This window comes from Alphaproteobacteria bacterium LSUCC0396, from assembly GCA_041228345.1.
In the GTDB taxonomy this organism is placed as follows: Bacteria; Pseudomonadota; Alphaproteobacteria; order Puniceispirillales; family Puniceispirillaceae; genus UBA3439.
Genome location: CP166131.1, coordinates 1795643 through 1810677 on the forward strand (window position 1 = coordinate 1795643; position 15035 = coordinate 1810677).

16 protein-coding genes are annotated in these 15035 nt (G+C 51.2%); 9 read left to right on the top strand and 7 right to left on the bottom strand.

Features of this window, described 5'->3' with window-relative positions:
* Positions 1–82 precede the first annotated feature (82 nt).
* The 8 genes from AB8881_08650 (at position 83) to AB8881_08685 (ending at position 7579) form a co-directional block, all read left to right on the top strand.
* Positions 83–1006 (top strand): NAD(P)-dependent oxidoreductase, encoded by a 924-nt coding sequence (locus AB8881_08650; protein ID XDZ62616.1) that lies wholly within the window; start codon positions 83–85, stop codon positions 1004–1006.
* A gap of 103 nt (positions 1007–1109) precedes the next feature.
* On the top strand, positions 1110–1664 hold the full coding sequence (locus tag AB8881_08655) for a cupin domain-containing protein (GenBank protein ID XDZ62617.1): 555 nt from the start codon (positions 1110–1112) through the stop codon (positions 1662–1664).
* A gap of 88 nt (positions 1665–1752) precedes the next feature.
* A complete protein-coding gene (locus AB8881_08660; protein ID XDZ62618.1) occupies positions 1753–2340 on the top strand; it encodes a cupin in 588 nt (195 codons plus the stop codon).
* A gap of 89 nt (positions 2341–2429) precedes the next feature.
* Positions 2430–3341 (top strand): EamA family transporter, encoded by a 912-nt coding sequence (locus AB8881_08665; GenBank protein ID XDZ62619.1) that lies wholly within the window; start codon positions 2430–2432, stop codon positions 3339–3341.
* Between the two features lie 167 nt (positions 3342–3508).
* Positions 3509–4552: a Bug family tripartite tricarboxylate transporter substrate binding protein gene (locus tag AB8881_08670; GenBank protein XDZ62620.1), complete on the top strand. Its 1044-nt coding sequence runs from the start codon at positions 3509–3511 to the stop codon at positions 4550–4552.
* Positions 4553–4667: 115 nt separating this feature from the next.
* The gene (locus tag AB8881_08675; protein ID XDZ62621.1) at positions 4668–6167 is read left to right on the top strand and encodes a tripartite tricarboxylate transporter permease; all 1500 of its coding nucleotides are present in this window, start codon (positions 4668–4670) and stop codon (positions 6165–6167) included.
* A 2-nt stretch (positions 6168–6169) separates the two neighbouring features.
* Complete coding sequence (locus tag AB8881_08680) at positions 6170–6706, top strand: hypothetical protein (protein XDZ62622.1); 537 nt, start codon at positions 6170–6172, stop codon at positions 6704–6706.
* A 72-nt stretch (positions 6707–6778) separates the two neighbouring features.
* Entirely contained in the window at positions 6779–7579 is an 801-nt protein-coding gene (locus AB8881_08685; GenBank protein ID XDZ62623.1) for an IclR family transcriptional regulator, read from the top strand.
* Positions 7580–7668: 89 nt separating this feature from the next.
* Here AB8881_08685 and AB8881_08690 read toward each other — a convergent pair whose 3' ends face one another.
* The 7 genes from AB8881_08690 to AB8881_08720 form a co-directional block, all read right to left on the bottom strand.
* Positions 7669–8190 carry a hypothetical protein gene (locus AB8881_08690; protein XDZ62624.1) on the bottom strand — a complete coding sequence of 174 codons (522 nt, stop codon included), beginning with the start codon at positions 8188–8190 and terminating at the stop codon, positions 7669–7671.
* Positions 8190–8867, bottom strand: a complete 678-nt coding sequence (locus AB8881_08695; GenBank protein XDZ62625.1) for a hypothetical protein — start codon at positions 8865–8867, stop codon at positions 8190–8192. Before AB8881_08695 ends, AB8881_08690 begins: the two co-directional genes overlap by 1 nt.
* The gene (locus AB8881_08700; GenBank protein ID XDZ62626.1) at positions 8867–9271 is read right to left on the bottom strand and encodes a hypothetical protein; all 405 of its coding nucleotides are present in this window, start codon (positions 9269–9271) and stop codon (positions 8867–8869) included. The genes AB8881_08695 and AB8881_08700 overlap by 1 nt, the downstream gene beginning before the upstream one ends.
* Before the next feature lie 94 nt (positions 9272–9365).
* A complete protein-coding gene (locus AB8881_08705; GenBank protein ID XDZ62627.1) occupies positions 9366–10094 on the bottom strand; it encodes a hypothetical protein in 729 nt (242 codons plus the stop codon).
* Positions 10095–10098: 4 nt separating this feature from the next.
* Entirely contained in the window at positions 10099–10578 is a 480-nt protein-coding gene (locus AB8881_08710; GenBank protein ID XDZ62628.1) for a hypothetical protein, read from the bottom strand.
* A gap of 13 nt (positions 10579–10591) precedes the next feature.
* Positions 10592–11878, bottom strand: coding sequence for a Rieske 2Fe-2S domain-containing protein (locus tag AB8881_08715; protein ID XDZ62629.1), 1287 nt, complete (start codon positions 11876–11878; stop codon positions 10592–10594).
* 78 nt (positions 11879–11956) lie between these two features.
* Complete coding sequence (locus AB8881_08720; protein ID XDZ62630.1) at positions 11957–13072, bottom strand: ethanolamine ammonia lyase-activating protein; 1116 nt, start codon at positions 13070–13072, stop codon at positions 11957–11959.
* A 162-nt stretch (positions 13073–13234) separates the two neighbouring features.
* Here AB8881_08720 and AB8881_08725 point away from each other — a divergent pair, with 162 nt between their 5' ends.
* Positions 13235–14977, top strand: coding sequence for an ethanolamine ammonia-lyase reactivating factor EutA (locus AB8881_08725; protein ID XDZ62631.1), 1743 nt, complete (start codon positions 13235–13237; stop codon positions 14975–14977).
* Positions 14978–15035 lie beyond the last annotated feature (58 nt).

Consider the following 15035-nt stretch of genomic DNA (forward strand, 5'->3'; position numbering starts at 1 on the left):
ATATATTCCTAATCTGTAGGTAGGGGGTTCGAGTCCCTCCGGGATCACCACAAGATCAAGCTTGGCCACATGGCTGGCCAAAATGGTTGATTTCAATCGCCCAAACCGTGTTTCATCGGCGAGGGATATGCCGGGTAATGAGGTGGTGAAGATGAGGGTTGGCTGTGTTGGGGCCGGGGTTATGGGCCGTGAAATTATCCGCCATCTTGTAACGGCGGGCCATGATGTGGCCGCGTTTGATCTGGACCCTGTGGCGCTTGCTGCGATTGATCCGCGCGCGGTTGCGGTATCGGGTATTGCCGATCTGGCAAACAGCGCCGACGTGTTTTTCATTATTGTTGCAACCGATGCACAGACAAGTGACGTGGTCACGCAATTGCTGGCGGTTGGGCTTGGTGATGGCGCGGCAATAGCGGTCTTGGCGACCTGTCATCCAGACTCGATGGCACCGCTTGCCAAGGCGGCAAAAGCGGCCGGTATCGGTTTTATCGATGCGCCGGTCTGTTACGGCAAAAAAGGTGCGGTTGATGGCAATCTGTTGTCTTTGTGCGGCGGCGATGTGGCGGTTGTCGAACAGCTGAAACCGGCGATGATGGCCTATAGCCGTGATGTTCTTCATGTTGGTGCCATTGGCAGCGGACAAGTTGCCAAAGCCTGCAATAACATGATGCATTGGGCTGCCTGTGTGGCGAATTATGAAGTTTTGTTTATGGCAAAAAGTCATGGCATTAATGCCCAACATATGCGTGAAATCCTGCTGCAATGTCCGGCCCGCAATACCACGCTGGAACGCTGGGACTCGACAAATTTTACATGGCATGAAAAAGATATGGATGTGGCGCTTGACCTGGCGCAGCAAAGCGGCATTACCTTGCCCTTATTCGGTCAGGTTGACCAGCTTGTGAAAACGCTTGGGCCGGATAAGGTCAAGATGCTGCTTTATGGTAATTCGGCAAGTTACCTTGGTCAGGATTTGGCTGAGACAGCCGCTGATCCAGAAAAATAATATCTATGAGAAAATTTAAATCGTTCCTTTATATGGAACATTGTCCTGTTGACAGGAATTAGTCAGCAGCCTATTCTAAACGCCTGTTTAACGGGAGTTGAAGATGGCAGAAACCACCGAATTTGATGGCAAGAATGAAGTTGTCTGGGAACGCTGGGCGAAAAAACGCACCTTTGTTCGCGCGCTTGAGGGCACATATGGTGAACTAAAGCAGGAACTCTATAGCCAGCCGAGGATCTATAAAACAAGTGATCTGAACTGGAAGGGTGGCCCGCAAAGCTTTGGGAAAAAGGTCATTAACCCGCAAGCCAACAAAATTGCACAATCCATCGAGGCGCATGTCGATGTGTACGCACCGCACGGCTATGGGCAAACCCACGGCCATATGAATTCGGCAGTGTTTTTTGTGCTGAAGGGCAAAGGTCATGATATTCATGATGGCCGCCGGTTGGATTGGGAAGCGGGGGACGCGCTGATTGTCGAGAATGCCTGTGTTCATCAGCATCTTTCAGACTCAGACGATGAAACCTATGTTCTGGTTCTAAAGGCCAAGCCGCTGTTCCTGTTCATGCATATGATCTTTCAAAAGATGGTGCATTATCCGCCAACAGAGCCGGTAGAGGGTTATGAAGGATTTAGCCCACCGGAAAATCTCTGAGGAGTTAGCTCTAAACAAGGCAATTGCCGGTAAGGGCGTGCGCCGGAATTAAATCACGAAGACCCCGCGATGATAGGGTGAGGAAATTATGGATCCAATTACATTTGCAGATGCAATCGAGCGCCAGCGGGCCAAATCCGAGGGCCCTGAAGTTGATTTCTATAAGCAGGCGCTTGAAGCCAGTCAGGAATTTCGCCGCGAATATCAGGATCGGCTGAATGTTGTCAAACACGACCAGATGCCAATGGAACGTTCGGCCGACGGTTTGATCAAACATGTGATCAATGAGCGGATGAACACAAAAGAATGCTGTATCGACATCTATATGCAGTTTATCGCCGCTGGCAAAGCAACCGGAACCAGCCGTCATCTATCGGAAGAAATTGCCTTTGTGATTGAAGGTCGCGGTTATGATCATCATTACGACGTGAATTTCGAATGTGACGAAAAGTTTGTTTGGGAATGGGACACCACCCCGAAAACCTTTGAGTGGGGGCCGGGTGATTTTATTTACGTGCCGCCATATGTTGCGCATAAACGCTTTAATACATCCGATGTCGAGGCGCGGGTCATTGTGGTGAATAGCCGCGTGATGAAGGCGATTGGCCTTGACTGGTTTGACCAGTTGGAACCTGCCGAAGGGTTCGAGGATGTTTGGCAGCCGCCAGCAGACTAGATGACAGATTCTGCTCCATCCCGGCATCGTCAGGCCCGTACTCCTGATGCTGTTTATGTTTCCCAGCGTGCGCTTAACGGTGTGTGGTGGTGAGTGAAGCGCTGCTTGGGCAGGGATTGGCGCTTGCCTCGGCCTTCTGCTTTGCGGTTGCGAATGTATTGATCGCCCGCTCGTCCGGGCGGCGTGACAGCCGCGGCGTGGTGTTTTCAGTGCTTGTCACGGCAGTGTTTGCTGCGGTGATTTGGCTGGCCACCGAAAGCCTCGATATGCAGGCGGTTGCTAGTACGTCATGGTGGAAGGGCGTTGCCCTTTATGCGCTTGCCGGTGTTTTATCGATGGTTGTCGGGCGCAGTTTCCTGTATACATCAGTGCGCCGTCTTGGCGTCGTAAGATCATCCACGGTTAAGCGGATGAATCCGTTTTTTTCATCTTTGCTTGCGTTTCTAATCCTGGGTGAAGCGATCACCATGGTTGGTGCTGCTGGCATGGCGGTGTTGTTATTTGCCTTTTTGCTAATGATGCGGGAAAGCGCAAAAAATCAGCAGACTGGTGATGATGCGCCGCCGCCAGTTTGGGATTACAGCTTTGGTGTTCTCTCAGCGCTGGCCTATGGTAGTGCTTATATTTTTCGTAAATTTGGTATTTTTGAATTACCATATCCGGCGTTCGGCACCTTTATAAGTGCGGTAACGGGTCTTGCCGCGTTTTTGCTGGCGGGGCTTCTCGTCAAATCCTTGCGCGGCCGGCTAACCGGCATTTTCACAGATCTTGATCGCTGGATGATTATGGCCAGCATCGCTGTCTCGCTGGGACAGATTCTGTTCTTTGCCGCAATTGTTTATGAGACTGTGATTGTTGTTGTGATGATCGCATCATTAGAGATATTTATTGCTAGCTACCTATCAATTTTCGTGTTTAGGTTGGAGCGTAAAATGAGCGGCAGCATGGTGGTTGCATCGATTTTTGCTTTTACTGGTGTCATTTTGATAACTCTAGGCTAGGTCCGTTTCATAAAAAACGATGATGTTCTTTTATAAAGAACGCTGTGCCATTGACGACTGATTTTATTTCAGGTTTACTTTTCCATAATAGAAGCGTTACCGCGCCCCGCTGAGCATTTGTGATAGTGGCGGTAGGGATCGTTTATAATGTTTTTTGGGAGGAAAAAATGAGACGCGTATTTCTGACGGGATTACTATCTCTTGGACTGGCGCTGCCAATGGCAGGGCTTTTAAAGGTTGCACCGGCACAGGCCGAGGATGCAGCAAGTTTTTACAAGGGGAAAAAGATCAAGTTTATCGTGCCCTACAAGCCCGGTGGTGGCTATGACGATTACGCGCGTCTTCTTGCGCCAGTAATGGAAAAGTACACTGGTGCTAATATCGAGATTTTGAACAAGGGTGGCGCTGGCGGTATGACAGGGGCGAACGAGATTTTTCGTTCACCAAGTGACGGCCTCACGATCGGGATCATTAATGGTAGCGCGATGATTACCAATGAACTCGCAGAGATCAAAGGGGCCGCCTACAAGGTTGCGGATTACAGTTATCTTGGTCGCGTAACTGCCGATACTCGGGTTATGAGCACGTCAGTCGCAAGTGGCTTTAACACCTATGAGTCGCTAAAGGCGGTCAAAGAGCCATTTAAAGTTGGCGCGACTGGCCTTGGTGGGTCAACTTATGTTGATACTGTGATTATCGGCAAGGTGTTTGAATTCAACCAGCAAGTAATCCATGGCTTTGACAGTTCTGGTCCTATTAGAAAGGCCATGAAGCGCGGCGACCTTGTTGGTATGTGGGGATCTTGGGGCAGTGCGGGTAAGTCTGTAAAAAGTGGTGATAACCAGATTGTGATGCAAAGCGGTAAGAAGCGTCACAAGGATCTGCCAGATACGCCAACCATCCGTGAGCTTGTGAAAGGCCTTCCTAACGCTGACCAAGCGATGAGAGTTGTAGTTGGTTGGGAGGCATTGTCAGCAGTTGGCCGGCCAATTGCGGGTCCTCCTGGTATTCCGGCTGACCGTCTGGCATTCCTCCGTGATGCCTTTGCCAAAGCTGTGGCTGATGACGAATTCCTCGGCAAGGCCAAAAAGGCCAAACGGGCGGTTGATTACGCATCTGGTGAAGAAATGGTTGAGCTGACAAAAGAGGCGACTGATCTAACTGATGACGTAAGGAAGTTATTCGTTGCTGCAATCCGTGGTGAGCTATAATCAGCGCTGATTGGCTATCAAATCTATAGGTGCATCATGCTCGAATGGGTGTGTTGCGCCTATTTTTCTCATCTATTGATAAGTTAATCTGTTTTTACAAATTGTAGGACATTTCATGGGTATCCTAGACGGACTGGTTTCAGGTTTTGCGCAGTCGATCAGTTTTGAGGTCCTGCCATTCCTAATTGTTGGCTCTATATTCGGTATGATCATTGGCATTATCCCAGGTCTTAGCGGGCATTTTGCGATGGCGATGCTGATTCCATTTCTATATAAAATGGATCCGGCACCCGGAATTGCATTTCTTCTTGCAGCGCACGCAACTGTTGCTCAAGGTGGCGGTTTAACTGCCATCCTGTTTAGCACGCCTGGAACAGGCCAAAATGCGGCAACGTTGCTTGATGGCCCGCCGATGCGTGAGCAAGGTAAGGCGGGCGTTGCGGTTGGTGCTGCAATGACATCTTGTTTCCTTGGTGCCACCTTTGGGGCAATTGCGCTGGCTTTATTACTGCCCGTGCTTCAACAGGTTGTGTTGTTCTTTGGTCCACCGGAAATCTTTATTCTGTCATTTCTCGCGCTAACTTTTATCGCTGTACTTGGTAAAGAAGATATGACACGCAGCTTGATAGCTGGTCTTTTGGGCTTGCTGGTGTCAATGATTGGTATTGACAATGTCACCAATCAGGAACGCTTCACATTTGGGTTGCTTGAGCTTTATGACGGGTTGCCATTAGTCCCAGTTATTCTGGGTTTGTTCGCGGTTGCCGAGATGTTTGATCTGTTTGTAAAGGGCGGCAGTCTTGTTGATAAGCAGCATGGCACCCTTAGCGCTGGCCAGACGCAAAAGCAGATTTTTGAGGGTATCGGTATTGCGTTTAAGAAATGGTGGCTGGTGCTGCGCTGTAGCGCAATCGGCACAACCATCGGGATTATCCCCGGTTTGGGTAGTGCGCCAGCGGCTTTTATTGCTTACGGTCATGCAAAACAAACCTCAAAATCAAAGGAAACTTTTGGTGAGGGTAATATTGAGGGCGTAATCGGTGCTGAAGCCGCAAATGATGCGGTTGAGGGCGGGGCACTGGCCTCGACAGTGGCGTTTGGTATTCCGGGTAGCTCGTCGATGGCGATCCTGCTCGGTGGCTTGTTCATCCTTGGCCTTGAAACTGGTGTTGATATGGTTACAACCGAAGTCGATATTGTCTTTGTGATGATCTTTACTGTTATCTTTGGCAATCTCATCGGTACGATTTTCGGCATGTTTCTGGTTAATCCGATTGCAAGAGCAACCTCCATTCGCTCGTCAATCATGGTTCCAATACTGATCGCAGTTGTTGTGACGGGGGCGTTCGCTGCGCAGGGGTCACTTTTCGATATTGTCGTCACATTGATATTCGGGGTTATCGGCTATCTGATGAAAATCCTGAATTATTCGCGGGCGGCGATGTTGATCGGGTATGTTCTTGGCCATGCGGTGGAAAAGAATTTATATTTGGCAACGCAGTTGAAAGGCACGTTCTTCTTTCTTTCACCGATACCGCTAACCCTTTGCCTGATCTCGCTTGGGTTTATTGCCTATAATGTTTATGGGATGATTGCGGATAGGGAGCGCCAGTAAAGATGGCAAAAAATCTGAAAACTAAATCGGCAGCAAATGCTGATGACAAGGTGGTAAATCGTAGCGCACTCGAGCAGGCTGCGCTCCTACTCACTGCTGGCTTTACGCTCGCAGCATTGATTGCCGCAATTGGCTATGATTTCTCATCATCAAGGCCACTCTTTGTAATCCTTGTGCCGCTTATTTTTCTCGTTCTAGTGCAAATCTATCGCACTATGAAACAAGGTGATATTGAAACATCTCTTAACGTAATAAAGGCGGCGCTTGGCGGCCAAATTGTAGATTTTGCCGTTTCGGTGAAGTTTTTCATGCTGCTTTTGGCGCTACTTGTATGTATCTACATCCTTGGCCATTATGCTGGTCTGATCCTTGCGATGTTTTACTTGATCCGCGTGCATGGTGGTGAAAGCATGAAGATATCGCTGATCGTGCCAATTATAACAGCGGTAGCGCTGTTTGCGCTGTTTGAGCTGGTCTTCAGCATCGAGCTGTTCCAAGGTCAGCTCTATCGCTATTTTGCCGGTTATCGGATCTGGTAGGCTGGACGAAACAAACATTAAGGGCACCTGTGCGAAATCTAAGCTGGGCGCCAAAAGTGACAGGGGACTTAGGTGCAGGATCAAGGCACAGGCGTTAAACGCAAATCTTCCAGTGATGGGCCGCGCCTATCTTCAGTAGCGACAGCGATTCGATTGCTTCGTGCATTTGATGGTAACGATGTTGAAATTGGCGTCAGTGATCTTGCAAAACGGCTTGGAATTGCCAAAAGCACGGCGCACCGCCTTGCCAGCACTCTGGTCAGCGAAGGACTGCTTGGCCAGAGCGCACAAACCGGCCGCTATCGCCTTGGTATTGGTTTATTTACGCTTGGCTCAATGGTGCGGTTGCAATTCGACATTTGGTCAGGCGCGCGCAGCCTGCTGACGGATTTGCGTGAGGCAACTGGCGAAAATGTCCGCCTTGCCTTGCGTGATGCGGAAAACATCGTTTTCCTGCATGATTTTGAAAGCCCCCAAATGGTGCGTCTTCGGTCCAGTACGGGTCAGATTAAACCGGCATTTTGTACAGCAGAAGGCCAGTGCTTGATTGCGCATCTTGGTGACAGTGAGCTTGCAAACCTGCTGGCGATACCGCGCCAACAACGCACGCCGCAAACTCTGATTGACGAGACGGCGATCCGCGACCGGCTAGAGTTGGTCCGGCAAAATGGATATGCTGTTGAAGATGAGGAAAGCGAGGAGGGAACCCGCTGTATTGCGGCACCGGTGAGGCAGGCCGATGGCGGCATTGTTGCCTCGATTGGTTTGGCCGGGCCGAGGTTACGGATGAAAAAGCGCCTATTCCCATCATTAATCCCGCAAGTTACCTCGGTTGCCAATCAAATATCGCGGCAAATGGGATATCACCATTAAGCCAGCGGTGCGGCCAGCCTTGGATAAACCGTTTGCCACAAATTGGGTTTTTAAAAGGCAGGCTTATAAATTAACAACCTATTACGCCGTTATCGCCCTGTCAGCATTTCAATTGTAATGACGAGGCTGATCGCTGTTGCAGCGACGCCCGCAATGATCGGCACCGGCAGAACTGATACCATCCGCAGGCGGGCAAAGTTAAAGCCAAGCAATGGCAATTCGTAAATGAACAAGCGGTGCGCCCCAAACAGGCTCCATGAGGTGATAAAGGTAATCACCGCCGCTGGTGTCGCACCGGCCTTTACAAAAACGGCAGCAATCGAAAAGCAGATCACCGGTCCTGCTGGTACTAAAAGTCCGGTTAAAAACGCGATAATAAGTCCAGAAAAGCCCGATCCCTCGCCCAAAAGGCCGCTAATCCATTCGGCGGGGAGTAGTTTTGCACAGAAGCCTGCGGCAATCAGCGCGCAGAACATCCGCGGCACCAGCACGGCGAATTGCTCGATCCAGCGTTTTAAGGCGGCCCCAAAAACCGGATCGGGTGCGCGAAAGGCGGTCACGATAAGCCCAGCCAGAACTGTCAGCATTGCATAGAAGCCAACCCCGAACATTACCGTGACCCTTTTGGTAATTGGCTGGCGTCAAACCGGATCGGTATATGGCGGGCGATCAGTCCTGCAAGAATTGGCAGCGGCATGCTAACGACAAAGCGTACCATTGAAAATTCCGGGCCCATAAAGGGCATATCCCATATTAGAATCCGCTGGAACCCAAGTAATGCCCATGCTGTGATATAGGCGACCAATGCGCCGCGATCAGCCTTTGCTGCGGCCAATACCGCTAATAGCGCATAGGCAGAAGAGGGGCCGCCCGGGGTGATCGTGCCAGCGATTGCTGCAATGATCAGGCCGCGAAGCCCTGATTCTGTGCCGACCAGCCGTGCCATTCGGTCACGCGGCAATACCACCCACAACAATGATGCAACACACAGCGCTAGCACCACGCGCGGCATCATATTCACCAGTAACGTCATATCTTCACGTAAAACCGCCTCGACAGCCGCCATGCCATACATCAGATAGCAGACAATACTGACCAAAATGGCAAAGGCCATGAAGCCAAAGAACCCACGGCCAAATGCCGTTGAGAGAATGCCAAGCCACCAATCGCGATCGCCTAAAAACGCAAACCCTGCTTCAGCCCCGCCGGGCGCACCAGACGCTGTGGCAACCTTGTTCGCACGCTTGGGGCTGTGCTGGATATCGTGAGGTTTTTGCTGATCTGCCATCAATGGTGGTGATCATGGTGATGATCATGCTGTTTTGGTGCCAATAACCGGCGGCTGTCATCATGGCCAGCACTTACGGCGTCAATGGTTGCGCGGTAAAGGTCGGCGCCTGGCGGTAACTGGCCCGCAATAAAGCCGGCCAAGCGTGCCAGTGCGATCGCCTGTGATGCAACAACATCGACCACCTCGGTATCATCTGCCTTGTTCATCTGCGCTGCCATATCGTGCAGCAGATGATTAAAAATCTGCGACATATACGCCGCCCTACCTTCGGCTGTTGCCAGCCCATCAGGCGCTGGTGCGGCGGGTATGGTGTCGCCGCCGATCCGGTTTCGCACAAGATAATGGAACTGGGATAAGATTTCGGCATTTATGCCGACATTTTCGTCAATTTCACCACACATCTTCCTTACTCCCTTTACTGGTTTAGCGCCATCTCCACCCAGCGCGTTTCGATTTGGCTAGAGTGCGTGCCAGTCGCACCTCGGGCGCCGATCACTAGCTATTGATAAACCCAAGTATCGTCAGACTACTGAACCCCAATTGGCCGCCCGTCCAGAAACAAAAGCCAGCCAGCGCGGTCAGGACGATCTTGTTGACGCGGCCCGCCCCGGCTTGGGCAAGAGACAGCGGCATACTTACCACGACCGACAATAGGGCCATGCCGACAATCGCGCCAACGGCAAAGACCAGAATATAGATAAATGCTTCAAAAATCGAATGGGTGGCGGCCACAACTAGAACCAGCAATCCACCCGATCCGGCGGCACCATGCAGCAGTCCGATCAGCAAAGCCAGCAAATGCCCACGCTTGGGATGTTTGTGTTGATGGGCTAGTTGCGAATGCGGTATCGGGGCTGGTTCGGCCTGATGACTATGGGCGTGAAGGTGCTTATGGCCGTCATGCTGGTGCACATGGAAATGCACTTTGCGGACGGCTAAACGGTAAATAGTGTTTAGCCCAAGGCCAATAATCATCGCAGCAACCGTCAATTCCAGCCAAGCTTCGACTCTTTTGTCAAAACTGATGCTGGCAAGGATCACAACGCCGCATATGAGGAGGAGCGCGATCCCATGGCCGATGCCCCACACAACGCCGCGATGCAAGGATGAGCGCAGCCCGCGCCCATTCTGCTTGACTGATGCCACCGCAGCAAGGTGATCAGCCTCCATGGCATGGGTGATGCCAATAAAGAACCCGATCACAAGAAGCCCAAGCAATTCCATTTGGTTACAGATCTCCGATGCGAAGCGCATCAATGGTGGTGGCAATAATGTCTGGATCCTTGGTGAAAATCTGATTTGCAACCTGTGGGCGGCGCCCCGGTTGCTGATGCAGGATAATCCAATTGACCATTATATTGTGCGAACGCGCCGTATCGTAAATACCGGCTGCGGCCTGATCTTGTGATGCGTTTGTTGAGACCATAAGCACCAGATCATGCGCCGAGATTAAGGCTTCAAGGTGGCCAACAGTGCCGCGCTCGTCGCTGAGGGTTAGCTGGTTTGGCGCGTCGGCGGCGAGCCGGTAAACAGGCTGCGATGCAATTGCCGGCTGTGACCGGATTAGATCGGCTGCTGCATCATCAAGCCCCAGAAACAGGGCCCTGCGGTGACGGCTATTTGGATATTGGACACGGAATAGCAACTCGCTAGCCGAGCTAGCCTTTGCACAGCTATGCAATAAAGTTGGCTGAACCGTCTTTCCCATCACGCGCCTATATCTAGACAGTTGTCTGCGGTTTGCCGACTTCTGCTTTGAAATCGTCGGCGCAGGCCTCGCTGAATGGCTGGTCCTTTGGCAGCACCTTTGCCACTGAGCGGACAAGGTGATGATTGGTGTCGCGGCCGGGCGGGGTGACGCCTTTTTCGGTTAAGGCATTTACCGCTTTGCGTAATTTATGGCGCGCCATAATGATGCCATTGTCGGTTGATACCAGATTTTCTTTGGTTCGGTCGACAATCGGGCCCATGCTTTCCTGCAAGCTGGCATCCTGCATGGCAATGCCCCAGACACCGGAATAAAGCTCGCCGCGTTTCTGTGCGTCGCGATCCATGAGATAGTCATTATCTTTGTTCTGCAACGGGCGGAACGTTCCTGGCACATATTGGTTATGAACGCCGTTGCCTTCGATCATATATTGACGCTCTTGATCGGTAAGGGCGCGGGTCGGATGATAATCGTAACTCCATGCCCAGCAATTTTCATCATCAATCGGAATCCAGAAGTGACCATGAACAGGGTGATCACCACGCGGTGGAATCATTGTAAAGCTTGGCATTACCCATTGTGTGATGCGCCAGTAATAATGGCCTTCTTCGGCCATCCGGCGGGCACCGATATAAAGACCGCCTTCTGAATCGACAACTTCAAAGACTGGCTTTTTATCATTGAAATTATATTTGTTGCCAGCTGCACCTTTAAATAACGGATCAGATTTTAGACCTCCTGAATGCAGGAAAGACACATGACTGGAGTCAATGCCGCCTTCCATTGCCTGCAGCCAATTGCTTTCCTGCCAGCGCTTTGAGCTGTAGGTCTGTTCAGCTGGAACCGTGGCAAATTCCCATTTCGGCAGTTCTGGAACATTGTCCTTATCGCCCATATGCGTCCAGAGAATGTCGCCAAGCTTGATCAGCGGATAGGCAGATAATTTGATCTTTTCACAAAAGCCGCTTTCCTCAGGCTCGGACGGCACCTCGATGCAATTGCCGTTTACGTCATATTTCCAGCCATGATACGGGCAGCGGATGCCGCCTTCCTCATTACGACCAAACCATAAAGAGACGCCGCGATGCGCACAGAATTCATCGATCAGCCCGTATTCGCCGTTGCTGTCCCGAAAAGCAAGCAAACGCTCGCCAAGAAGTTTGACACGCACTGGCGCACAATCATCTTCGGGCAGTTCAGATGCGAGCAACGCCGGAATCCAATATTGGCGGAATAAATCGCCCATCGGCGTGCCTGCGTTGGTCTGGGTCAGCAGGTCGTTAATTTCTTTTCTAAGCATCGGTATAATCTCCAAAAACAAACAAGTCTTGTTTCATCCAAATACGATTAAATGATCGTTATGGAAATCACGTTAGACCTAGCGCTTGGGCGGAAGGTCGGGTAGTTCCGCATCATACGCGGATTGCATATTTGCAGCTATTCCGTTCTTTGCCAAGGCATCCGCAAACATCGTTCGCACTTCCTGACTTTCATCGGCATAATCGATCTGGTCGCCGCCAATTCGCTGAGAAATCCAAGCTTTTGGCACGCCCTGCGCATTGCGGATGGCGACGCCTTCATATTTGAAGGCTAAATATCGCGCCGGTGTTGTGCCGGTGTTGAAATGCTGATGATACCACATATTGGGCGGCACAATCATGCTGCCAACTTCCCACTCATACCGGGTTGGCTCTTCGCCTTCAGGCCACATCAGACTATAGCCCTCGCCGGACAGAATGATCACATGCGCACCCGGCCCATGACGGTGACATTTTTTATAGGTGCCAATTGGGAACTGGCTGATATGGCTGTTCATCGAACATTTTGCCAATTGAAAACGGATATGCCCGCCGCCAGCACCGCGCTCTTTGGCTTCGATGAGCGGTAAATTCACCGCATCGGCGACAAAGTTAGTCTCCATCAACAGACCCTTTTGCTCGCCCTGATCAGCGAAATAATCAGGTTCGCCGGAAAAGCGGCCAAGGAAGTCATGCTGGGTTCCAAAAATAAATTCCGGATCTTCGAACACATTCATTAAAGGCGGCATGTTGGTGACTGACACATAGCGCGCAGGCTCGGTGCCGGATCCATTGAAATGCTGATGATTGGCGTTCAGCGGGATGCCAAAAATGGCGCCGGGGCCCCACTCAAACGAGGCTTTATCGCCGCGATCGTTCCAGACCGTTGTCGAGCCGCGTCCGGAAAGAATTAAAATTGTTTCTTCAAAAAGCTGGCGCTGGGGCACGAGCTTGCCGCCAGCCGGAATTTCCATGACATAGCAGTCATTCGTCGTGCGCGATGCGTCATGGTTGATAAAGACTGCATTGCCGCCGCGCCGCGCCCATGGCTTTAACGCGACATGATTAAGATTGCGAACATATAACCCATCGACAATATCAAGGCCTTCATTAGCGATAAACCGCGTGTAAGTGGTTTCTTTTTCGGTACGGAATTTATCGGCTAGCTTGTCCGAAACGATCGCATTTTTTATCATTGATGGGCCTCGATTTATAGGTTTGGGCAGCTGGTTCAACTGGCGCTTGTCCAGCATGATTGGGCTGCTTTTATCTTGGAACGACTGTTATACTATGTTAGAAGTTTCCACCTAGTATGTCAATGGAACATTGGTCTGTATAGCGGAACGAAAGGCAATTCGATGTCGCAGAAAAAACCTGATAATTCGCCTGCCTCGCATACAGTTGCGGACCATGCTTTTGGTGATTTTTTCCCGCATGAACATGACGGCGATGCTGATCACGACCATGATGATATTGATCCGGGCCCGCTTGAGGATAACCCGATATGGCAGCGCGATAATGTGACGCTTAGCACGGTTGGTGTTGATATTGGGTCATCTGGCACACAAGTTATCTTTTCGCAGATTCATTTACAGCGGCTGAATGATTCGCTTGCCAGCCGCTATGTGATTGTCGATCGGGTCACTGATTTTGAATCTCCGGTCAGCTTTACCCCGTTCATCGATCAAAAAACCATTGATGCGGTTGCCTTGGGACGGATCATTGATGCCGCATATGCCGAGGCGGGTATCCTGCCGCGACAGATTGATATTGGTGTGGTGATTCTGACCGGTGAGGCGTTACGCCGTGATAATGCGGCGGCGGTCGCCGAGGTTATTGCTGAAAAGGGCGGTGAGTTTGTTACCGCAACCGCTGGTAACCATATGGAGGCAATGTTGGCCGCCTTTGGTTCGGGTGCAGCCAAGGCCAGCCATGATCAGGAAAACCGTATTTTGAATATTGATATCGGCGGTGGCACGACCAAATTGGCATTGCTGGATCACGGGAAAATTGTCTGGACGGCGGCGTTGGATATTGGCGGGCGGCTGATTGCCATTGATGATGGTAAGATCGTGCGGCTGGATGCGGCGGGTCGGCTTCATGCCAAAACCGCTGGTCATGATTTTGAGCTTGGCCAATCCGTTGCGGCTGAAACAATGGATCAGATTGCTGCTGGCATGGCGCGTGCTCTGGTCAATGCGCTGGGTGGTATGATGACGGATGAAGTGGCGGCATTGTTCCTGACCGATTTGCCAGATGATCTGACCGATATTCAGGCGGTAATGTTTTCCGGCGGGGTTGCTGAATATGTTTATCAGCGTGAGACACAAAATTTTGGTGATCTCGGGTTTTATCTTGGCAAACATCTTGGCGATCTTGCCGCTGCTGGTGCGTTTCCGGCGCCACTGCTGCCGGCAGTCGCCGGTATTCGAGCAACAGCGCTTGGCGCCTCGGAATATTCGGTTCAGCTAAGCGGCCAGACTGGCACGATCAGCGCCCCGGGCAAAGTGTTGCCGCGCCGCAATATGCAGGTGCTAAAGCCAAATATTGATTTTACCAGCGACCCGTCAGCCGACGAGATTGCCGCCGCGATTCGCGCGCATTTTGTCGCCTTCGACCTTGATATTAATCTGGCAGAAACGGCGCTTGCTTTCGATTGGCGGGGCAGCCCTGATTATCAGCGCATTCGGGCGCTGGCTGATGGTATTCATGATGCTTTGTCCAGCTATCTTGGCGGTGGCGGCATTCTTTATGTGATGCTGGATGGGGACATTGCCTATACGCTTGGCGGTATCTTGCAGAATGAATTGCAGATCAGCAACGATATGCTGGTCATTGACGGAATTATCCTTCGCGATTTTGATTATATCGATCTTGGCAAAATTCGGTTGCCGTCATTTACCGTGCCGCTGACCGTAAAGTCACTGCTGTTCCGTGAGGAACCGGGCGCAAGCAAAACTGACCGAATTTTTGCCAGCGGCGATGAGGCCGGCCGCCAGCATCATCAAAAACACGCGCATGGCCAGCACCACCACCATGCCCATGCCCATGACCATGCTCATCACCATCACAGTCATAAGCATGATGGGCATGATGATTAGATCTGGCTATTATGCGAGGCCGATATTCGCCGTTGCGCGACATCTGCCATATCTCAAG

What these genes read in the sequence shown, in the direction of transcription:
- AB8881_08675 (XDZ62621.1), top strand. Translation starts at nt 4,668, where the DNA reads ATGGGTATCCTAGACGGACTGGTTTCAGGTTTTGCGCAGTCGATCAGT.
- AB8881_08655 (XDZ62617.1), top strand. Translation starts at nt 1,110, where the DNA reads ATGGCAGAAACCACCGAATTTGATGGCAAGAATGAAGTTGTCTGGGAA.
- AB8881_08715 (XDZ62629.1), bottom strand. Translation starts at nt 11,878, where the DNA reads ATGCTTAGAAAAGAAATTAACGACCTGCTGACCCAGACCAACGCAGGC.
- AB8881_08725 (XDZ62631.1), top strand. Translation starts at nt 13,235, where the DNA reads ATGTCGCAGAAAAAACCTGATAATTCGCCTGCCTCGCATACAGTTGCG.
- AB8881_08690 (XDZ62624.1), bottom strand. Translation starts at nt 8,190, where the DNA reads ATGTTCGGGGTTGGCTTCTATGCAATGCTGACAGTTCTGGCTGGGCTT.
- AB8881_08700 (XDZ62626.1), bottom strand. Translation starts at nt 9,271, where the DNA reads ATGTGTGGTGAAATTGACGAAAATGTCGGCATAAATGCCGAAATCTTA.
- AB8881_08720 (XDZ62630.1), bottom strand. Translation starts at nt 13,072, where the DNA reads ATGATAAAAAATGCGATCGTTTCGGACAAGCTAGCCGATAAATTCCGT.
- AB8881_08705 (XDZ62627.1), bottom strand. Translation starts at nt 10,094, where the DNA reads ATGGAATTGCTTGGGCTTCTTGTGATCGGGTTCTTTATTGGCATCACC.
- AB8881_08650 (XDZ62616.1), top strand. Translation starts at nt 83, where the DNA reads ATGGTTGATTTCAATCGCCCAAACCGTGTTTCATCGGCGAGGGATATG.
- AB8881_08695 (XDZ62625.1), bottom strand. Translation starts at nt 8,867, where the DNA reads ATGGCAGATCAGCAAAAACCTCACGATATCCAGCACAGCCCCAAGCGT.
- AB8881_08680 (XDZ62622.1), top strand. Translation starts at nt 6,170, where the DNA reads ATGGCAAAAAATCTGAAAACTAAATCGGCAGCAAATGCTGATGACAAG.
- AB8881_08710 (XDZ62628.1), bottom strand. Translation starts at nt 10,578, where the DNA reads ATGGGAAAGACGGTTCAGCCAACTTTATTGCATAGCTGTGCAAAGGCT.
- AB8881_08660 (XDZ62618.1), top strand. Translation starts at nt 1,753, where the DNA reads ATGGATCCAATTACATTTGCAGATGCAATCGAGCGCCAGCGGGCCAAA.
- AB8881_08670 (XDZ62620.1), top strand. Translation starts at nt 3,509, where the DNA reads ATGAGACGCGTATTTCTGACGGGATTACTATCTCTTGGACTGGCGCTG.